The organism is Chitiniphilus eburneus (assembly GCF_005048205.1).
In the GTDB taxonomy this organism is placed as follows: domain Bacteria; phylum Pseudomonadota; class Gammaproteobacteria; order Burkholderiales; family Chitinibacteraceae; genus Chitiniphilus; species Chitiniphilus eburneus.
In genome coordinates, this window is record NZ_SUMF01000003.1 from 38,122 (window position 1) to 57,175 (window position 19,054).

Here is a 19,054-nt window from a genome sequence, read left to right on the forward strand (position 1 = left end):
GGCCGCATCGGGCGCGGGGCAATTCCCTGGCCCGGCCGGTTCGAAGCTGAATCAGCCCGGAAGCTTCTTGCCATGACAACCATTCATTCCACCGCCATCGTCGATCCCAAGGCCGAACTCGCGGCCGACGTGATCGTCGGGCCCTATGCCGTGATCGGCCCGGCTGTCAGCATCGGCGCGGGGTGCGAGATCGGCCCGCATGTCGTGATCGATGGCGTGACCGACATCGGCGCCCGCAATCGCTTCCATGCCTTCGGCCATATCGGCTGCGAGCCTCAGGACAAGAAATACCGGGGCGAGCCCACCCGGCTGCAGATCGGCGAGGGCAATACGTTCTTCCAGTCGGTCACGGTCTCCACCGGCACCACGCAGGACCAGGGCGTGACCCGTATCGGCGACGACAACTGGTTCATGGCTTACATGCATATCGGTCACGATTGCCAGGTGGGCAGCCATACCGTGTTTGCCAACTCGGTCACGCTGGGCGGGCATGTACACGTCGGCGACTGGGCCATCCTGGGCGGGCTGAGCGCGATCCATCAGTTCTGCGTCATTGGTGCGCATGCCATGGCGGGCGGCGGCTCCATCATCGTCCAGGACCTGCCGGCCTTCGTGATCTGCGAAGGCAATCGCGCGGCGGCCCGGGGCGTGAATGCCGAGGGCCTGAAGCGGCGCGGCTTCGATGCCGATCAGATTGCCGCCGTGAAGCGTGCCTACAAGACACTCTATCGCGAAGGGTTGTCCTACGACGACGCGCGCGCGCAGATCGAAGCGCGAGCCAACGACGAGCCGGCGCTGCGGCCTTTCGTGGAGTTCTTCGCCCTCAGCCAGCGTGGCATCATTCGTTGATCCCTACCGTATGAGCAACCAATTGTTTGCCGCTACCGGCGCCACCGGCCCCCGGCTGACCATCGTCGCGGGCGAGGCATCCGGCGACCTGCTGGGCGCCGACCTGATCCGCGCGGTGCGCGAGCGCCTGCCCGATGCGCGCTTTTCCGGCATCGCCGGCCCCCGGATGATGGCCGCCGGCGCCCATTCCATCGTGCCGATGAACAAGCTCGCGGTGCGTGGCTACGCCGAGGTCATCAAGCATCTGCCAGAGCTGCTGGGGATTCGTCGCCGGCTCAAGCGTGCCATCGTCGAGGAGCGGCCGGACCTGGTCATCGGCATCGACGCGCCCGATTTCAACCTGGGCCTGGAAAAGGCCGCGCGCTCGGCCGGGCTGACCACAGTGCATTACGTCAGCCCTTCGGTCTGGGCCTGGCGTGCGGAGCGCCTGAAGAAGATCGGCCGCGCGGCGTCGCACGTGCTGCTGCTGTTTCCCTTCGAGGCGGCCATCTATCGCGATGCCGCGATTCCGGCCACCTATGTGGGGCATCCGCTGGCAGACCAGTTTCCGTTGGTGCCGGATCAGAAGGCGATCCGCGAACTGCTGGATGTCCCTGAAAAGGCCCTGGTGTTCGCATTCCTGCCCGGCAGCCGGATCAGCGAACTGGAAATGCACGCCGAACTGTTCGTGCGCACGGCCAAGCTGCTTGCCGAACGTTATCCCCATGCCCAGTTTCTGGTTCCGCTGGTCACGCGGGAGACGCGCCGGTTGTTCGAGGACGCGATCTGGCGGCTGGAGGCGCAGGAACTGCCGTTCCGCCTGTTGTTCGGCCATGCGCACGAAGCGATGATGGCTTCGGACGCCATCCTGGTCGCATCGGGCACCGCGGCACTGGAGGCCATGCTGGCCAAGCGTCCCACGGTCGTCACCTATCGCATCAGCGGCTTCACCTACTGGCTGGTCAAGCGCAAGCTCAAGATTCCCTACGTGAGCCTGCCGAACGTGCTGGCGGGCGAGCGCATCGTGCCTGAGCTGTTGCAGCACGATGCCACCCCGGAAAAGCTGGCGGCACAATTGGGCGCCTTCATCGACGACAGCGCGGCCAGCGCGGTGCTGGTCGAGCGCTTCACCCAACTGCACGAATCGTTGCGGTGTGGCGGTGCCGAACGTGCGGCCGATGCCATCGTGGCCTTGCTGCGAGGTGGGCGATGATGTGGTTGTGCGGCGTCGACGAGGCGGGCAGGGGGCCCCTGGCCGGCTCGGTATTCGCCGCCGCCGTGGTGCTGCCGGACGGGCATGGCATCGTCGGGCTGAACGATTCCAAGAAACTGACCGAGCGCCGTCGCGAAGCGCTGTTTCCGCAGATACAGCAACGCGCGCTGGCCTGGGCCATTGCCGAAGCCAGCCGTGAGGAAATCGATCGGCTCAATATCCTGCATGCGACCATGCTGGCCATGGAGCGCGCCGTGGCCGCGCTGTCGCTGGTGCCGCACAAGGTCTTGATCGACGGCAACCGCATTCCCAAGGGCCTGACGCTGCCCGCCGAAGCCATCGTCGAGGGTGACGCCAAGGTGGAGGCGATCTCCGCCGCGTCGATCCTGGCCAAGGTCGCGCGCGATCGGGCCCTGCTGGCGCTCGATATCCGCTACCCCGGTTATGGTTTCGCCCGGCACAAGGGGTATCCGACCGCCGAACACCTGGCCGCGCTGGGCCGGCTGGGGCCTTGCCCGGAGCATCGGCAGAGTTTTGCTCCCGTCCGGGCCGCGGGCGCCCAGGCGTCGCTCTGGTAGCGATAAAGCGGCTTTGCCGCGCGACTCACGTTGTCAGGCGGGCCGTCAGAACCTAATATGCCTACCGGGCGGCAAGAATTGCCGCCTTGCAACATCGATAAGAACTCACCCCCACAGGCAACCCCTCGGCATGTTTGTCATCATCGGTTACGTTTTCATGGTCGCGTGCATTCTGGGCGCCTACGCCTCGGTGGGCGGCCATATTGCGGCGCTCTGGCAGCCTGCCGAGATCGTCATCATCTTTGGCGGCGCGCTGGGGGCCATGATCGTCAGCTACGGGGGCAAGCCGCTCAAGGCCATATTCAAGGCATTTCCGACCATCTTCAAGGGCTCCAAGTACAACAAGACGTTCTACATGGACCTGTTCGCCCTGATGTTCGAAATCCTGGGCAAGGTGCGCAAGGAAGGCCTGATGTCGATCGAAGGCGACGTCGAGGATCCGCACAACAGCCCCCTGTTCGCCAAATACCCCAAGATCGCGCACGATCACCACGTGGTCGAATTCATGACCGACTACCTGCGTCTGATGGTGGGGGGCAACCTGAACGCGTTCGAAATCGAAAACCTGATGGACGTGGAAATCGACGCCCATCACCACGAAGCCTCGGTGCCATCCGGCGCCATCACCAATCTGGCCGACGGCCTGCCCGCGTTCGGGATCGTCGCGGCGGTGATGGGCGTGGTGCACACCATGGGCTCGCTGCATCTGCCGCCCGCCGAACTGGGCCCGCTGGTCGGTGCCGCGCTGGTCGGTACCTTCATGGGGATTCTGCTCGGCTACGGTTTCGTTGGCCCGATCGCCAAGGTGCTGGAAAACAAGGCGGCGGAAGATCACCAGGTGCTCAGCACCATCAAGGTCACGCTGCTGGCCAGCCTGAATGGCTATGCGCCGCAGGTGGCGGTGGAGTTCGGCCGCAAGGCGCTCGCCTCCGCGGATCGCCCGTCATTCAAGGAACTGGAAGATTTCGTCAAGGCCACCAAGGGCAAGTAGGCGATGAGCGACGATTCCCAGCGCCCCATAGTCGTCAAGCGGATCAAGAAGGGTGGTCACGGCCACCACGGCGGCGCCTGGAAGATCGCCTACGCCGACTTCGTCACCGCCATGATGGCGTTCTTCCTGCTGATGTGGCTGCTGGGCTCGGTTTCCAAGGGCAATCTCAAGGGCATTTCCGATTACTTCAACAACCCGCTGCGCGTGGCCAGCCAGGGCGGCACCGGCGCGGGCGCGGCCGAATCGCTGATCCAGGGCGGCGGCAAGGATCTGACGCAGGAATCGGGTCAGATGAAGAAGGGCGGTGCCGAGCAGACCGAAATCGCCCACGATCGCAAGCGCCTTTCCGAGCTGAAGCGCAAGTTCGAAGCGCTGATGGAAGACAAGGCCAAGCGCAACACCAAGCTGGCGCAGTTCAAGAACCAGTTGCGGCTGGACATGGTGGCCGAAGGCTTGCGCATCCAGATCGTCGATGACCAGAACCGCCCGATGTTCAAGTCCGCCAGCAGCGAACTCGAACCCTATGCGCGGGAAATCCTGGACGAAATCGGCCAGTTGCTGAACGACGTACCCAATTCCGTCTCGCTCTCGGGGCATACCGACGCGCAGCAGTTCGCGGGCGGCCAGCGCGGCTTCAGCAACTGGGAGTTATCCAGCGAGCGCGCCAACGCCTCGCGGCGCGAGCTGGTGCGCGGCGGCCTGGACAACAAGAAGGTACTTCGCGTCAACGGCTTCGCCGACGAAATCCCTCTGGACGACAAGAACATCTACAACCCCATCAACCGCCGCATCAGCATCGTGGTGCTCAACCGCGAAGCGGAGCAGGACATCCGCGACCAGGCGGGCATGGGGGATGCCAACAACGCCAGCGCCGTCGCCCAGGTCAAGCCGGACTGATCCATGTCGCAAATGGCGCGTCTGCTGGCCTTGCAAGGTGCCGCCTGCCTGGTGGTCCTCGCCGGTTTCATTCTGACCGGCTGGCCGGTTCAACCCATTCCTTTCGCACTCCTGGTTGGCATCTCGGCTGCCATTGCCGCGCCGTGGCTGCATCAGGGCCGGTGGTGGCGACTGATCCATCTGCTGTTTCCGCTGGCGGTCGCCGTCGCCGATACCCTGGCGTGGCCGGCCTGGTACTGGGGCATCGGGTTGATCGCATTGCTGCTGCTCTATGGCGGGGTCGTCAAAAGCCGGGTGCCGCTTTTCCTCAGCAATGCCCGCACCCTGGCGCTATTGTCCGAACATATCCCACCGCACGCGCGTTTTCTCGACCTGGGGGCCGGTACCGGCACCGTCCTGGCGTGGCTGGCGCGCCATCGTCCCGATGTGCAGAGCTGCGGCGTGGAGACCGCGTGGCTGCCCTGGCTGATCGGGCGGCTACGGCTGCGTTCGCGTCCCCAGGCAAGCTGGCTGCGGCGCGATCTGTTCAGCCAGCCGCTGGCGGGCTACGACGTGGTGTATGCCTATCTGTCGCCGGTGGCGATGCCGGCCCTGTGGGACAAGATCAACCGCGAACTGCCGCCCGGCGCGCTGTTCGTGAGCAATAGCTTCGCCGTGCCCGACCAGCCCCCGTTGCAGCGGCTGGAAGTCGGCGACTGGAAAGGGAGCGAGCTGCTGCTATGGCGACGCTGAATACCGCTCACGACCCTGCCGCATCGCTGGCGTACTGGCGCGCACGGCCACTGCCGCTGATGCAGGCCACCCGCGAAAAAATGCTGCCGTTCGCGCGGCGGGGCGAACGCGCCGATCCCGCCGAGCTGGCGGAAATCGTGCTGCACGATCCCCTGCTGGCCGCCAAGGTGCTGCGCACCGCCAACCAGCGCACCCGCTCCAGTCTGGCTTCGGACGTGGTGTCGGTCGAAGCCGTGGTCTTGCTCTACGGCGTTGCCCCCTTCGTGGAGCATTTCGTGCGGGGGCCCACCGTCGAGGAGTTGCTGGCGAAAGACCCACAGCGCTATCACCGCTACCGGGCACAGGTGCTGAACACCCGCTTTGCGATTCGCCTGGTGCGGGATTACTCGGCGCGGCGCCATGATGCCCATCCGGACGAAGTCACCGCTGCCGCGGTGTTGTTGGGCGTACCGGCGCTGCTGGGCCTGCTGGCCGACGGCGAGCCCGACGTGCCGGGCTCGGTGCCGCTGGAGCGGCTGTTGACCGCATGGCAAACCCCTGAGCCGGTGCTGGCGTTGTGCCGCGAGCGGGGGGAAGCCACGCCGCGCCATGCCATGCAGCACGCCACGTTGCGGCTGGCGCATGCCGTGCAGCGCGGCTGGTGGCAGGACGAGGTGACGCACGCGTGCAAGGCGATCGCCCAGGTGTTGCAGCAGACGGAATCGCTGGTCTGGCGCATCCTGGTGGGCCGGATGCTGGAATATGCCCGGCACGAACAATGGGATTCCCTGGGCTGGCCACCCGCTCGCTGGCTCGCCATGCTGCCGGGCGAATGGCCGGTGCCGCCGCCACCCAGGCCGCCAGCGCCGCCGCGCCCCGATCCACTGGCGCAGCGCTTGCAGGCGCTGCATCTGGCGGGCAAGCAGGGGGCCGCCGCCAACCACATCGTATCGCTGGCGGTGCATGCGCTGTCCGAGGGCATGACCATGCGCCGCATTGCGCTGATCCTGATCAGCCCGGATGGCAAGGTGCTGCGTACCCGTTTCACGCTCGGCGTGCCGGAGGCCGACCCCCTGTGCGCATTCGAGCTGGCGCTGGACGTGCCGACGCTGTTCGCCCGGTTGATGCAGAAGCCGCAATGCCTCTGGCTGCATGGCGACAAGCGTGTGGAATGGGCCACCATGCTGCCGCCATTGCTCATCGATCAGGTGGGGCGCGACGATTTCTGTGCCATGTCACTCTTTGTGCACGACAAGCCGCTGGGCATGCTGTTCGCCGACCGTGGCGGCGACGCGCCGTTGTCGGAGGCGGATTACCAGTCGCTGCGGCGCATCTGCCAGCTGACCTGCAAGGCGCTGGCGGAAACCACGCCGCGCTGAGCCGGCCCGCCGCCGGCTGGTCGCGCAACGGGTACACTCCGCTCTCCGCCCACCCTTCCGCCCGTGCCGTATGGAAACCATCCAGTCCCGCCACAATCCCTTGTTCAAGCATCTGCACAAGCTGGCCACGCAACGCCGCGAGCGGCTGAAGTCGCGGCAGACCTTGCTGGACGGCCCGCATCTGCTGGCGAGTGCGCTGGATGCCGGCTGGGTGCCGGGCCGGCTGCTGGCCACGCCGCAAGGCATGGCGTCCCCCGAAATCGCCGCGCTGATCCGCCGTGCGGGTTCGCCGCTCACCCTGATCGACCCCACGTTGTTCGCCGATCTGTCGGAGCTGCCCAGCCCGACCGGCGTGCTGGCGCTGACCGACTGGCCTGCGTCGAAAACACCGCGCCGCGATGGCTTCTGCCTGCTGCTTGATGGCGTGCAGGACCCTGGCAATGTCGGCACCATCTTGCGCACCGCGGCGGCGGCCGGGGTCATGCAGGTGCTGTTGTCCCCCGGCTGCGCCGACGTCTGGTCGCCCAAGGTGTTGCGGTCCGGCATGGGCGCGCATTTCCTGCTGGATATCGTCGAGCGTGCCGACCTGCCGGCGTTCGCCGACGATTTCCAGGGGGTGATCGCCGCCACCCTGCTCGACGGCGCGATCGACCTGCACGCCGCGTCGCTCACCGGTGACCTAGCGCTGGCGGTGGGCGCCGAAGGGCAGGGTGTCACGCCCGAGCTTGCCGCGCGGGCACGCTTGCGGTTGCGCATTCCGATGGCGCCCGGCGTGGAATCGCTCAATGTCGGCGCGGCGGCGGCGATCTGCCTGTACGAGCGCGTGCGCCAGCTCGGCGGCATGTTCCCGCCACGCGCCTGAGGCGCGGCGAATTCAGCAGGCGCAGGGCGATTTCGACAAAATCTGAAATGGCGGCCAACCGCTATAATCCGGCGACCCACCCTTGGAATCCCCCCATGAACGATGGCGTGCATTTCCAATCGCGCCTGCCACTGGCGTGGCAGACCGAATCCAAGCAGTCGCCTTTCGAAGCCGCGCGTTTTCTCGACGTGCTGGGTGCGATCGAACACGTCGGCGACGATACCCCCGACCCGCGTGATGCCAAGCTCGACCTGCAACTGGTCTGGCTGGCCCGCCTGCTCACGCCCGCCCTGCCGCCCAGCGTGGAGGCGCGCATCGGCATCGAACACGCCGTCTGGTTTCAGGCGCAGCCGCTGCCCAGTGGCGCGCGTGGCTGGGTGGGGTTCAGCCCCAGCGATACCTTGCCCTTCCTGCTAAGCCTGCCTGCCCAGATCATCGCCTGCGAACCCAGCGGCAGCGGCGGCCATCGTGTGGCGGCGCGCTGGATCATCGAAGACCAGATGTTGCGCGAAGCGCTGGAGCGCATGGTGTTCCGTCATCATCGCGAACAGATTCGCCGCAAACGGGAGGCGGGCCTGTGATCTGGCTAGCGCAACTGATGCCCCCGGCATGGCGCGACCTGGCCGGGGAGGTGCTGGACAGCCCCGCGTTTGCCGGACTTGCGACATTCCTGGAGGGGGAGCTGGCGGCTGGCAAGACCGTGTATCCTGCGCAGGAAAACTGGTTTGCCGCGCTGGATGCCGTGGCGCCGGATGCCGTCAAGGTCGTGGTGCTCGGGCAGGACCCATACCACGGCGCGGGCGAAGCCCACGGGCTCAGTTTTTCCGTGCCGCGTGGCGTCAGGATTCCGCCCAGTCTGCGCAACATCTGGCAGGAGCTGGCACGGGACTACGGCTACACCCCGCCGCAGCATGGACAACTGGACGACTGGGCCGCGCAGGGCGTGTTGCTGCTCAACAGCGTGCTGACCGTCGAGGCGGATCGAGCCGCGGCCCATGCCAGGCGCGGCTGGGAGATGCTGACCGACCGGCTGATCGCCGAACTGGCCCGGCGACGCGAAGGACTGGTGTTCCTGCTCTGGGGGGGCTACGCGCAAAAGAAGGGCGCCCTGATCGACAGTCACAGGCATTGCGTCCTGACCTCGCCCCATCCTTCGCCGCTGTCGGCGCATCGCGGTTTTATCGGCAATGGCCACTTCCGGGCGGCCAATACCTATCTGCAATCCATCGGCAAGACACCGATCAATTGGGAAATCCGTTCGTGAATCTGTTGGCATTCGATATCGGTGGCACACATATCAAATACGGCTTCGTCAACGACGCCGGCAAAGTGGGCGAAACCTGGGTGGCGGACACCGAAGGCAAGCGCGGCGCCGATTTCGTGCTGGCGCGGCTGGTGGAGCTGGCCGGGCCGCTGGTCGAGCAATACCGGCCCGATGGCATCGCCGTCAGCACGCTGGGCCTGATCGATCCGCTGACCGGCTTCGTCACCGCCGCCGCGGAAGCGATCCCGGGCTACGTCGGCACCTCACCGCTCCAGGTGCTGGACGACGCCTTCAGTCTGCCGGTCACCGTGGAAAACGACGTCAACTGCGTGGCGCTGGCCGAAGGCTGGCGCGGCTCGGCACAAGGCGTGGGCAACTACATTGCATTGACCGTGGGCACCGGGATCGGCGGCGGCATCGTCATCGATCATCGCTTGTATCGCGGCCATCGCGCCGCCGCCGGCGAATGGGGCTATATGCGCATCGCCGACAAGCTGTGGGAAGACCATGCCTCGATGCGCGGGCTGATCTGCGCGGCGAAGGCGGCCACCGGCCAGACCCTGGACGGCCATGCCATTTTCGCCGGGTACGACGGTGGCGATCCGGTACTGACAGCAGTGGTGCAGGAATGGCTGACCTTGCTGGCGACCGGCATCGCCAACCTGATCTATGCCATCAATCCGCAACGGGTGGTGATCGGTGGCGGCATCACCAGCCGTGGTGCGCGTTTCCATGAGGAAATCGACAGCCGCATCACCGAGTGCCTGTTGCCGGATTTTCGCGGCATGAGCGAAATCGCGCTGGCCAGTGCCGGCAATCACGCCGGAATGATCGGCGCGGCGCGCAACTGGTTCACTGCCAAACGCCTGTTTTGATGCGACCGACAGAAGCCGGGGCGGCGACAGGGGAATGCCTGCCCCGCGAGATGCCCCGACCTGTCGCCCCATGACCAGAACACCATAATCAGCCCGCGTTGGCGGGAGGGGAAAGCCATGAAAATCCTGTTCAATCACCTCGGCTTCGAACCGGGCGGCGTCAAGCAGGCGCTGCTGGAAGCACCAGCCAGCCTCGCCGCTGGCGGCTTTTCGGTCTATCGCGCCGAGACCCGCGAACGTGTGGTGCAAGGCCGGCTGGAAGCGGCCGGCAACGTGGCGCGCTGGGGCCAGCCCGGCGCCGCACCGTGGCATTACTGGCGCGCGGATTTCAGCGCGCTGGAACAGGAGGGCGACTATTTCCTGGTCATCGACGAGGTGTCGCCACCGCTGGTTTCGCACACCTTCGCCATCCGGCCGGGCCTGTTCGGCGACCTGCTACTGTCGGACATCCTCCACTACGTCAAAGGCCAGCGCTGCACTGGCATCTATGATCAGGCGGATCGTTCGCGCGCCAAGTGGGGCAGTGAGGAACGCCGGGATGTGCATGGCGGCTGGTACGACGCGTCGGGCGACTGCTCCAAATACCTCAGCCACCTGTCGTATGCGCAGTTCATGAACCCGCAGCAGACGCCGCAGGTGGTCTGGAACCTGGCCGATGGCTGGAGCCGGCTGAACACGCCGCCGCGCTGGATCAGCGGCCGGCCGGTGGAAACCATCGACGTCAAGACCACCGACGAAGCCGTGGCCTTTGCATCGCGCTGGTTCAACGAGCGGCTGGTGGACGAGGCACTGCACGGCGCCGACTACCTGGTACGGATGCAGGATCCGGCGGGCTACTTCTACATGACCGTGTTCGACCAGTGGTCCAAGGACCCGAACCGGCGCGATATCTGCGAATACAAGACACAAAAGGGCGAGAAGTTCGCCAGCTACCAGGCGGCGTACCGCCAGGGCGGCGGCGTGGCGATCGCCGCGCTGGCTCGTGCCTCCACGCTGCCGCGCGACGGTGAGGGCCATACCCGGGCCGACTACCTGTGGGCGGCGCGCAGTGGCTTCACCCACCTGGAAGCACATAACGTCGAGTACCTGGACGATGGCGTCGAAAACATCATCGACGACTACTGCGCGCTGCTGGCCGCCGTGGAGCTGCTGGCCGTCACCGGCGACGGCGAATATGCCGATGCCGCCGCGCGCCGCGTGCTGGCATTGCTCGACCGCCAGCAACCGGAGGGCTGGTTCCGCGCCGACGCGCATGGCGAGCGCAGCTACTTCCACGCTGCCGAGGCCGGGTTGCCATGGCTGGCCTTGATCCGCTTCCTGGAAGTGGCGCCGGATCATCCGCTGTCCGGCCGCGTGCGCGAAGCATTGCGCCTGGCCTTCGAGTACGAACTGGCGATCACCACCGAAGTGAACAACCCCTTCGGTTACCCGCGCCAGTACGTCAGGCAGCACGGCAAACCGGGCAAGACGCAGTTCTTCATTCCGCACGACAACGAATCGGGCTACTGGTGGCAGGGCGAAAACGCGCGCCTCGGCTCCATCGCCGCCGCCTACGAGCGCGCCGCGCAATTGTTCGAGCAGGATGGCGAATTCGCGGCACGCCTCGCCGCGCACGCGCAGCATGCGCTGGACTGGGTGCTGGGCGCCAACCCCTACGACGCATGCATGCTGCAAGGCTGGGGCCGTAACAACCCGCGCTATGAACCCGGTTACTTCAACGCACCCGGTGGCGTATGCAATGGCATCACCGGTGGTTTCGACGACGACGAAAACATCGACTTCCGTCCCGCCGAAGTGGCGACCATGGCGCATAGCTGGCGCTGGACCGAACAGTGGATGCCGCACGGTGCGTGGCTGTTCCTGGCGCTGTGCATCCGGCTGGCGGTGTGAGGGCGGGTGAGATGTGAGGAGTGAGGGGGGAGGAGCAAATGCAAAACCGGGCTGTAGCTTGTTGCTTTTGACGTTACTCCTCACTCCTCACGCTTCGCCCCTCACCCGCCGTTATACTAGTGGCCTTTCGGGGCCATCCTTGCCCGCGCATCCAGTCATCCACCAAGGTTTCCACCCATGACCATCATCGTCACCGGCGCGGCCGGGTTCATTGGCTCCAATCTCGTGCGCGCGCTCAATGCGCGGGGCGAGACGGATATCGTTGCCGTCGATAACCTGACCCGGGGCGATAAATACCGCAATCTGGCCGACTGCCAGATTGCCCATTACCTGGACAAGCAGGATTTCATCGAAGAGCTGGCCAGCGGTGGCTTCGATGGTGAAGTGTCTGCCATCCTGCATCAGGGCGCGTGTTCCGACACCATGGAGCACAACGGCAAGTACATGATGGACAATAACTATCAGTACACGCTGGCCTTGTTCGAATGGTGCCAGTCGGAGGAAGTTCAGTTCCTGTACGCCTCCAGCGCGGCCACCTACGGCGCGGGCAGCAACGGTTTCTACGAGGATCCGGAATGCGAGGCGCCGCTGAACGTCTACGGCTATTCCAAGCTGTTGTTCGATCAGGTGTTGCGCCGTCGGATCGATAGCGGACAGATCACCGCTCAAGTGGCCGGATTCCGTTACTTCAATGTCTATGGCCCGCGCGAGTGGCACAAGGGGCGGATGGCATCGGTGGCGTTTCATCACTTCAACCAGTATCGCGAGTCGGGCAAGGTCAAGCTGTTCGGCGAATACGGTGGCTATGCCGCCGGTGGCCACACGCGCGATTTCGTGTCGGTGGAGGATGTGGTCAACGTCAACCTGTGGTTCCTCGACAATCCGGAGGTCTGCGGCATCTATAACGTCGGTTCCGGGCGTGCCCAGCCATTCAACGATGTGGCGGTGGCTGCGGTGAATGCGTGTCGCGCCCAGGACGGCTTGCCGGCACTGAGCCTGGCCGAACTGGTGGCGCAAGGCATCCTGGAATACACCGAGTTCCCCGATGCCCTGCGCGGCAAGTACCAGTGCTTTACCGAGGCCGACCTCACCCTGCTGCGCGAGGCGGGCTACGACGCGCCGTTCTACTCGGTGGAAGAAGGTGTGCAGCGCTATGTGAATGCCTTGCTGGCGGGCTGATCCCCGCGGCATGCGGACGACAAGACCGACCCCTGGCCTGATGCCAGTCAGTTAAACCTGACTGGCATTTTTGTTTTTGTCTGGGAGTTTGCTTGAACGACGGTTGACCACGCTGGGATAAGTCCCGGGGGTAGCGCGAATAACCGCGCCTGTCTTTACCAACACCAAGGGCGCCATTGGCGCCCTTGGTGTTGGTGCAATACCAATTCGATCATCGCGGGGCGGCTGGCAAAGCCAGCGCCGCAGTGCATTCCGAGGACGGCCACCCTTCTGCTCCCGGGGCGGGGTGGGTGCTGCTTGACGCGGGTCAAGGAATTCAAACCTAGCACATCGCTTTCGATAGTACAGGGGCATACATATTACGTGTCCTGCCACGTGAGCATGCCGGGCCGTATTCCATTCGATTGAGAGGAACGCACGATGAAATCCAATGTTCGCCTGAAACCCATCCTGGTGCTGCTGGCGTTCTGTGGCGCGCTGGGGCTGGCCGCCTGTGGTGGCGATGGAGATAGTGGAAATATCGGTGTCAACGGCAACAACGGTGGCCCGCCCCCGGCATCCGTGTCGACACCCGTGCCGACGCCCACACCGCCCACCGGCTGGATCAGCTACAACCCTGCCGGCGGCACCGTCTGGTATGACACGGTAACCGGCGCTCTCATCAGACAAGGTTCCGAGTCCTGTGTGGAAGAACCGGTCGCGCTGGATGTCCGTCCTTCCGACGGCATGCTGATGGGCATGAGCAGCAGCGGCAAACTGATGGCGCTCGATACCCTTAGCGGCCAGTGCAATGTGGTCGACCTGGGCGATCTCGGCACCCAACTGGCCAACCTGGCCCTGGTAGAACCCATCCACGGCTTCGCGGTGAACCCGGACGGCGTGTATGCGGTGCTGGCCGACGACCTCGTCGGGCACGTGCTCACCTTCAAGGAGGGCGACAGCACGTTCAAGTCCAGCTTCTCGCTACAGAGGCAACCACTTACCTGGGTGGATTATGCATTTGGCATCGATTTTATGGACACGGGCGACACCAGCCGGCTGATCGTCGTATCGCTCAAGTTGCTCGACGTCGACACCTTGCCCGGCACCGTCGAGGCGCGCTGGGGCACCCATATGATCCGCTACAACCCGGACGGCACCTACCTCGACGACAGCGTTGGCGGCCATGCTTTCTACTACACGCCAGACAGGTTCACCGCCGACGACATTGCCATTGCCAATGGTGTGCTGTACATCCGCGAGGGCAATGCAACCGCCGACTCCGGCTCCCCACCCAACACCGGCTACCTGGCGGCCTTCGATCCGCTGACCCAGGCACCGATCGGCGAAGGGGTGCTATTCCTGGATCAGGGTAGCGGCACCAACCTGTCCAACGAGGCGCTGGCGGTACGGCTCCCGGCGGGGGACTGACCCCACCGGCAAGGCCCTCGATCCGGTTCCGGTCTTTACCACCACCAGGGGCGCCAATGGCGCCTCTGGTGGTGGCGCAATATCGATTCGATCATCGCGGGGCGGCTGGTAAAGCCGGCGCTGCGGCGCATCCCGAAGATGCCCCCCTTCTGCCTGATGCCAGTCAATCAAGCCTGACTGACATGCTTGTTTGGGAATTTGCTCGAACGACGTTTGACCACGCTGGGACAAGTCCCGGGGGCAGCACGAACAACCGCGGCTGTTCAAAGAGCAATGCCAGTCGTTTGGGCAGGTTTCCAGCCGACTCCAGGGGCGCAAAGCCCGGCGGGTCGATGATGGCCATCGCTGCAACATGAGAAGCCGATTCGCTGCGGCGCCACTTGTTGTTGCGCCGTCATCAGGCGGATCGGCCGCCGCTATAATGTGTAGGCGATCAACACGCCCCACACCTCCTGACGTACCAGAAAAGAGGACGTGTGAATCACGTCCTCTTTTAACTTCAATACCGGCGGTGGACGCTTAAATAACTGGCACAGGCCCCTGGCCGGCTTTTTTTCGGCGCAAACGCTGGAACATGGCAATCCGCGCCTTGCCTCGTATTCTGGATCGGCTACTTTGTAATACGTCCAGCCACTGGATCTACAAACGGAGAAACCGATGAAACGTATCCTGCTCGCTACATTGCTCGCAACCAGCCTGGCCGCACCGCTCTGGGCTGAAGAGGCCAGTCCGTTCCTATACGAAAAGAGCGAAAAGGTGACGGTGGAAATCACTGGTGTCGATCATGATCGGCGCGTGCTCACCGTGCGCCAGCCGGATGGCGAGATGGCGGAGTTCGCGGTATCGCCCGCGGTGCGCAACTTCGACCAGTTGAAAGTGGGCGACATCGCCGCCGTGGTGCTCGATCGCGCGCTGGCGTTCGATGTGATCAAGGGCGGCGCCGGCGTGGCGCAGATTCGCACCGAAGAAGGCGTGGGTCGTACCGAAGAGGGCGACAAGCCGGGTGCCACATGGGAAACCACCCAGATCATCACCGCCGACGTGATCGCGGTGGATCAGGCCAAGGGCCTGCTCAAGCTGCGTGGCCCCAAGGGCAAGGTGATCGAGTTCCTGGTGCGCGATGCCGCTCGCCTGAGCGATATCGCCGTGGGCGACCAGGTGCAGGTGCGCTACAAACGCGCGCTGGCGATGTGGATCGAAAGCACCGCAAAGTAAACAAAGGTATACGAGGGCGCCGACGAAAGTCGGCGTCTTTTCAATTCTGGCGATGAAAAGGAGCAACCATGCGTGCAGTGCGCATTCATCAATACGGCTCGCGTGAGGTATTGCGACTGGAGGAGGCGCCCATGCCATCGCTGGAGGATGGCGATGTGCTGGTGAAGGTGGTGGCGGCGGGCGTCAACCCGGTGGACTGGAAGATACGCGAAGGCCACCTCAAGGAAATGCTGCCCCATGCCTTGCCGCTGACGCTGGGCTGGGACGTTTCCGGCGTGGTCAGCGCCGTTGGTGCGGGGGTTGCCGATTTGCAGGTGGGCGACGCGGTGTACGGCCGGCCCGATATCGTGCGCAACGGCAGTTATGCCGAGTATGTGGCGGTGCGCGCCAGCGAACTGGCGGCCAAGCCTGCCACGATTGCGCATGCCACGGCGGCCTCGCTGCCCCTGGCCGGTATCACCGCCTGGGAAGTGATCGTCCGGCAGGGGCGGGTACAACCAGGGCAGCGGGTTCTGGTGCATGCCGGGGCCGGTGGTGTCGGTTCGCTGGCGATCCAGTTGGCCAAATGGCGCGGCGCCCACGTGATCGCCACGGCCTCGGCCGCCAATCGCGATCTGGTGCTGAGCCTGGGGGCCGACGAGGTGATCGACTACCGCAGCACGCCATTCCAGCAGGCCGTGCGCGACGTGGACCTGGTGTTCGATACGCTGGGGGGTACGGTGCAGGCGCTGTCGTGGCAGGTGCTGAAGCCGGACGGGTTGCTGGTATCCATCGTCAGCCCGCCGGCCGAACAGCACGAAGGCCGACGCGGGGCGTTCGTTTTCATCGGCCCCGATGCCGAGGTGCTGCGCGAACTGGCCGCGCTGGTCGATGATGGCGTGCTGCGGCCGCTGGTCGGGGCGGAATTCGCGCTGGCGGATGTTGCCGCGGCGCACGAACTGAGCGAATCGGGTCGGGCACGCGGCAAGATCGTGCTGCATGTCGGCACGCCATGACGGGCCAGGAATGGGGCAAAGCGCTGCTTGCCAGCGTGACTGCACCGGGTTTCGCTGACCGTTCCGGATCGGTCAGGGCTGAACCAGTGGTCCGCCACACGGTTGCAGGTCCAGCGAGGGAGCCGGCTCGTCGAACGGCTGGGGTGCGGTCTGCGCAACCAGTAGATGGTGACGACGACGGAAATCGGCTGGCGTGCAACCGCGCTGCCGGGCGAACAGGCGGTAGAAATGGCCGGGATTGGCGAAGCCGCTGCGTTCGGCGACCAACTGGATCGGCAGGTCGCTGCTGACCAGCAGGTGGCAGGCGTGGCCGAGACGCAGTTGTTGCAGCACTTCGGTCACGTTGCTGAACAGCCCTTCACGGAACAGCCGTTTCAGCGTGGCCGGGCTGGTGGCCGCGACGCGTGCCACGTCCTCCATGGCCACCGGTTCGCGATAGTGTGCGTGCAGGTAATCCAGCGCCGCACGCAGGCGTGGGTCCTCGCGCGATTCGCCATGGCCGGCGCCCAGTCGCCGCGCATCGCTGTCGCGCGCCAGCGCATCGAGAATCTCGAACAGGCATGCCAGCCGCAGCATGCCCCGGCTGGCGTGCAGCCGCTGGAACAATGGCAGCACCTGCGCGATACAGGCCGGGCTGAACACCACCCCGTCGCGCGCACCGTCCAGCCAAGTGCGAAACCCGGTCAGCTCGGGCAGGCCATGCCCGCTCAGGGTGCGCAGCCATTCCTCGGTGAAGTACACCACCTGCACCTGTTGGGGCATGCCATCGGCGCGTGGCGTCGCCTGCCACGTATGCGCCTGACCGGGCCCGACCAGCGCCAGGTCCGCCTCACCGAACGGGGCGACATCGCCGCCGAGATAGCGCAGGCCCTGCGCGCCCAGGGTCAGGGTGAGTTCGAATTCGGGGTGGTAGTGCCAGAGGAAGGGCACCCGTTCGGTAGTCAGCGATATGTAGTGCCAGTCCTGGCCGAACGTGCGCCCCACCAGTTCTCTTGTCAACATACGGTTCAAAGAGTGTGATGAAATTGAGCCAATTGTAGAGAAAGATGATCCATTTCGGCAGCATCGCCTGCCAGCCGAGGGCTAAAGTGAGGACATCGCACCTTGTGGAGCATCGTGATGCAAGAACACTTAGCCGCCGCCCTGTTGTTCGATATGGATGGCACGCTGGTCGATTCGACTGGCGCCGTCGAAAGCCTTTGGGCGGTCTGGTGCGAGCGCCATGGGCTGGATCTGCTCGAAGTGATCCGCGTCTGCCACGGCACGCGCACGGAGGATACGGTGCGGCTGGTTGCGCCTCATCTCGACGTTGTCGCCGAAACGCGCTGGCTGGAAGACCTGGAGGCCAGCATTGTCGAAGGGCAACGCGCCAACGAGGGTGCGGCCCGACTGCTGGCCGGGCTGCCGGCCGGGCGCTGGGCGGTGGTCACCTCGGCCGCGTTGCCGGTGGCGCAGATGCGCTTCGAATACTGTCGCCTGCCGTTGTCGGACGTGATGATCACCGCGGAGGATGTCCCGCACGGCAAGCCCGCGTCGGATCCCTATCTGCTGGCGGCGGAGCGCCTGGGCGTGCCCGCGCGCGAGTGCATCGTGTTCGAAGACGCGCCAGCCGGTCTGGCATCGGCGCTGGCGGCGGGTTGCCGCGTGGTGCTGGTGGGCAACCATGTGCCGGCCGCGCCCGGGGTGATCGGCCGGATCGCCGATTTCGCGGACGTCGGCGTGAGCGTTACCACGGATGGCATTACGCTGCGTTTGCCACCGGGCAGTGAGGTGGTTTGATCGGGGTATAATCGGCGACCCACTGGAAGCGCCAAAAAAAATGTACAAATACCTCGAAGATTTTGTCGGCAATACCCCGCTGGTGCGCCTGAAACGGCTGCCCGGCGATACCAGCAACGTGGTCCTGGTCAAGCTCGAAGGCAACAATCCGGCGGGATCGGTGAAAGACCGGCCGGCGCTGTCGATGATCCGCCATGCGGAAGCGCGCGGCGCCATCCGCCCCGGCGATACGCTGATCGAGGCCACCAGCGGCAATACGGGTATCGCGCTGGCGATGGCGGCGGCGATGATGGGCTACCGCATGGTGCTGATCATGCCGCGCAATTCCAGCCTGGAGCGGGTGCAGACCATGAAGGCCTACGGTGCCGAGGTCATCCTGGTCGATGGCATGGAGCTGGCGCGCGATCTGGCCGGCACCATGGTCGCCGAGGGCAAGGGCATCGTGCTGGACCAGTTCGCCAACCCGGACAACCCGCTGGCGCACTACGAGACCACGGGCCCGGAAATCTGGCGCGATACCGGAGGGCGGGTCACGCACTTTGTGTCGTCGATGGGGACCACCGGCACCATCATGGGAACGGGGCGTTTCCTGAAGGAAGCCAATCCGGCGATCCAGATCGTCGGTGTGCAGCCGATGGATGGCGCGGCGATTCCCGGCATCCGCAAGTGGCAACCGCAATATGTGCCGGCGATCTGCGATTTCTCGAAGATCGACCGCATCCTGGAAGTGGGCCAGATCGAAGCCGAGGAAATGGCGCGGCGGCTGGCCCGGGAAGAGGGCATCTTCGCCGGCATTTCGTCCGGCGGGGCGCTGGCGGCGGCGCTGCAATTGTCCGCGCAACTCGAAAACGCGGTGATCGTATCGGTGGTCTGCGATCGCGGCGACCGTTATCTGTCCACCGGGGTGTTTCCGGTCTGAAAGGCCGGTGATGAGCGGCCGATGACCGCTCCGGACAAGGCGCGAAACGTGGCCGGGGCCGGAGGGCCG

General features: G+C 65.1%; 19 protein-coding genes. 18 read left to right on the top strand and 1 reads right to left on the bottom strand.

The window, feature by feature from the left end; all coding sequences use genetic code 11:
• Positions 1-72: 72 nt before the first annotated feature.
• From lpxA to FAZ21_RS05190, 16 genes are all read left to right on the top strand, one after another.
• On the top strand, positions 73-849 hold the full coding sequence (gene lpxA, locus FAZ21_RS05115; protein WP_136772208.1) for an acyl-ACP--UDP-N-acetylglucosamine O-acyltransferase: 777 nt from the start codon (positions 73-75) through the stop codon (positions 847-849).
• Between the two features lie 10 nt (positions 850-859).
• Positions 860-2,041 carry a lipid-A-disaccharide synthase gene (gene lpxB, locus FAZ21_RS05120; protein WP_136772209.1) on the top strand — a complete coding sequence of 394 codons (1,182 nt, stop codon included), beginning with the start codon at positions 860-862 and terminating at the stop codon, positions 2,039-2,041.
• Positions 2,038-2,619, top strand: coding sequence for a ribonuclease HII (gene rnhB / locus FAZ21_RS05125; RefSeq protein WP_136772210.1), 582 nt, complete (start codon positions 2,038-2,040; stop codon positions 2,617-2,619). Before lpxB ends, rnhB begins: the two co-directional genes overlap by 4 nt.
• A gap of 130 nt (positions 2,620-2,749) precedes the next feature.
• Positions 2,750-3,610, top strand: a complete 861-nt coding sequence (gene motA, locus FAZ21_RS05130) for a flagellar motor stator protein MotA (RefSeq protein WP_136772211.1) — start codon at positions 2,750-2,752, stop codon at positions 3,608-3,610.
• A 3-nt stretch (positions 3,611-3,613) separates the two neighbouring features.
• A complete protein-coding gene (gene motB / locus FAZ21_RS05135) occupies positions 3,614-4,507 on the top strand; it encodes a flagellar motor protein MotB (RefSeq protein ID WP_136772212.1) in 894 nt (297 codons plus the stop codon).
• A gap of 3 nt (positions 4,508-4,510) precedes the next feature.
• Positions 4,511-5,239 carry a class I SAM-dependent methyltransferase gene (locus FAZ21_RS05140; protein WP_136772213.1) on the top strand — a complete coding sequence of 243 codons (729 nt, stop codon included), beginning with the start codon at positions 4,511-4,513 and terminating at the stop codon, positions 5,237-5,239.
• Positions 5,227-6,597 carry a hypothetical protein gene (locus FAZ21_RS05145; protein WP_136772214.1) on the top strand — a complete coding sequence of 457 codons (1,371 nt, stop codon included), beginning with the start codon at positions 5,227-5,229 and terminating at the stop codon, positions 6,595-6,597. Before FAZ21_RS05140 ends, FAZ21_RS05145 begins: the two co-directional genes overlap by 13 nt.
• Before the next feature lie 70 nt (positions 6,598-6,667).
• Positions 6,668-7,459 (top strand): TrmH family RNA methyltransferase, encoded by a 792-nt coding sequence (locus FAZ21_RS05150; protein WP_136772215.1) that lies wholly within the window; start codon positions 6,668-6,670, stop codon positions 7,457-7,459.
• 95 nt (positions 7,460-7,554) lie between these two features.
• Positions 7,555-8,040, top strand: coding sequence for a PilZ domain-containing protein (locus tag FAZ21_RS05155; RefSeq protein WP_169307259.1), 486 nt, complete (start codon positions 7,555-7,557; stop codon positions 8,038-8,040).
• A gap of 17 nt (positions 8,041-8,057) precedes the next feature.
• Positions 8,058-8,723, top strand: coding sequence for a uracil-DNA glycosylase (gene ung, locus FAZ21_RS05160; RefSeq protein ID WP_136772391.1), 666 nt, complete (start codon positions 8,058-8,060; stop codon positions 8,721-8,723).
• Complete coding sequence (locus FAZ21_RS05165; RefSeq protein WP_169307260.1) at positions 8,720-9,598, top strand: ROK family protein; 879 nt, start codon at positions 8,720-8,722, stop codon at positions 9,596-9,598. The genes ung and FAZ21_RS05165 overlap by 4 nt, the downstream gene beginning before the upstream one ends.
• A 117-nt stretch (positions 9,599-9,715) precedes the next feature.
• Positions 9,716-11,488: a glycoside hydrolase family 9 protein gene (locus FAZ21_RS05170; RefSeq protein WP_136772218.1), complete on the top strand. Its 1,773-nt coding sequence runs from the start codon at positions 9,716-9,718 to the stop codon at positions 11,486-11,488.
• 177 nt (positions 11,489-11,665) lie between these two features.
• Entirely contained in the window at positions 11,666-12,667 is a 1,002-nt protein-coding gene (gene rfaD, locus FAZ21_RS05175) for an ADP-glyceromanno-heptose 6-epimerase (RefSeq protein WP_136772219.1), read from the top strand.
• A gap of 420 nt (positions 12,668-13,087) precedes the next feature.
• A complete protein-coding gene (locus tag FAZ21_RS05180; protein ID WP_136772220.1) occupies positions 13,088-14,077 on the top strand; it encodes a YncE family protein in 990 nt (329 codons plus the stop codon).
• A 657-nt stretch (positions 14,078-14,734) separates the two neighbouring features.
• Entirely contained in the window at positions 14,735-15,292 is a 558-nt protein-coding gene (locus FAZ21_RS05185; protein WP_136772221.1) for a hypothetical protein, read from the top strand.
• Positions 15,293-15,360: 68 nt separating this feature from the next.
• A complete protein-coding gene (locus FAZ21_RS05190; RefSeq protein WP_136772222.1) occupies positions 15,361-16,287 on the top strand; it encodes an NADP-dependent oxidoreductase in 927 nt (308 codons plus the stop codon).
• 72 nt (positions 16,288-16,359) lie between these two features.
• On the opposite strand, the gene FAZ21_RS05195 is transcribed toward FAZ21_RS05190, so the two are convergent.
• Positions 16,360-17,289 carry a helix-turn-helix domain-containing protein gene (locus tag FAZ21_RS05195; protein ID WP_246038496.1) on the bottom strand — a complete coding sequence of 310 codons (930 nt, stop codon included), beginning with the start codon at positions 17,287-17,289 and terminating at the stop codon, positions 16,360-16,362.
• A 117-nt stretch (positions 17,290-17,406) separates the two neighbouring features.
• Between FAZ21_RS05195 and FAZ21_RS05200 the strand changes: the two genes are divergently transcribed.
• Both FAZ21_RS05200 and cysM read left to right on the top strand, forming a co-directional pair.
• Positions 17,407-18,066: an HAD-IA family hydrolase gene (locus tag FAZ21_RS05200; protein ID WP_136772223.1), complete on the top strand. Its 660-nt coding sequence runs from the start codon at positions 17,407-17,409 to the stop codon at positions 18,064-18,066.
• A gap of 40 nt (positions 18,067-18,106) precedes the next feature.
• Positions 18,107-18,985, top strand: a complete 879-nt coding sequence (cysM, locus tag FAZ21_RS05205) for a cysteine synthase CysM (RefSeq protein ID WP_136772224.1) — start codon at positions 18,107-18,109, stop codon at positions 18,983-18,985.
• Positions 18,986-19,054 lie beyond the last annotated feature (69 nt).

Coding starts and splice junctions, on each gene's coding strand:
- lpxA (WP_136772208.1), top strand. CDS start 73: ATGACAACCATTCATTCCACCGCCATCGTCGATCCCAAGGCCGAACTC.
- lpxB (WP_136772209.1), top strand. CDS start 860: ATGAGCAACCAATTGTTTGCCGCTACCGGCGCCACCGGCCCCCGGCTG.
- rnhB (WP_136772210.1), top strand. CDS start 2,038: ATGATGTGGTTGTGCGGCGTCGACGAGGCGGGCAGGGGGCCCCTGGCC.
- motA (WP_136772211.1), top strand. CDS start 2,750: ATGTTTGTCATCATCGGTTACGTTTTCATGGTCGCGTGCATTCTGGGC.
- motB (WP_136772212.1), top strand. CDS start 3,614: ATGAGCGACGATTCCCAGCGCCCCATAGTCGTCAAGCGGATCAAGAAG.
- FAZ21_RS05140 (WP_136772213.1), top strand. CDS start 4,511: ATGTCGCAAATGGCGCGTCTGCTGGCCTTGCAAGGTGCCGCCTGCCTG.
- FAZ21_RS05145 (WP_136772214.1), top strand. CDS start 5,227: ATGGCGACGCTGAATACCGCTCACGACCCTGCCGCATCGCTGGCGTAC.
- FAZ21_RS05150 (WP_136772215.1), top strand. CDS start 6,668: ATGGAAACCATCCAGTCCCGCCACAATCCCTTGTTCAAGCATCTGCAC.
- FAZ21_RS05155 (WP_169307259.1), top strand. CDS start 7,555: ATGAACGATGGCGTGCATTTCCAATCGCGCCTGCCACTGGCGTGGCAG.
- ung (WP_136772391.1), top strand. CDS start 8,058: ATGCCCCCGGCATGGCGCGACCTGGCCGGGGAGGTGCTGGACAGCCCC.
- FAZ21_RS05170 (WP_136772218.1), top strand. CDS start 9,716: ATGAAAATCCTGTTCAATCACCTCGGCTTCGAACCGGGCGGCGTCAAG.
- rfaD (WP_136772219.1), top strand. CDS start 11,666: ATGACCATCATCGTCACCGGCGCGGCCGGGTTCATTGGCTCCAATCTC.
- FAZ21_RS05180 (WP_136772220.1), top strand. CDS start 13,088: ATGAAATCCAATGTTCGCCTGAAACCCATCCTGGTGCTGCTGGCGTTC.
- FAZ21_RS05185 (WP_136772221.1), top strand. CDS start 14,735: ATGAAACGTATCCTGCTCGCTACATTGCTCGCAACCAGCCTGGCCGCA.
- FAZ21_RS05190 (WP_136772222.1), top strand. CDS start 15,361: ATGCGTGCAGTGCGCATTCATCAATACGGCTCGCGTGAGGTATTGCGA.
- FAZ21_RS05195 (WP_246038496.1), bottom strand. CDS start 17,289: ATGTTGACAAGAGAACTGGTGGGGCGCACGTTCGGCCAGGACTGGCAC.
- FAZ21_RS05200 (WP_136772223.1), top strand. CDS start 17,407: ATGCAAGAACACTTAGCCGCCGCCCTGTTGTTCGATATGGATGGCACG.
- cysM (WP_136772224.1), top strand. CDS start 18,107: ATGTACAAATACCTCGAAGATTTTGTCGGCAATACCCCGCTGGTGCGC.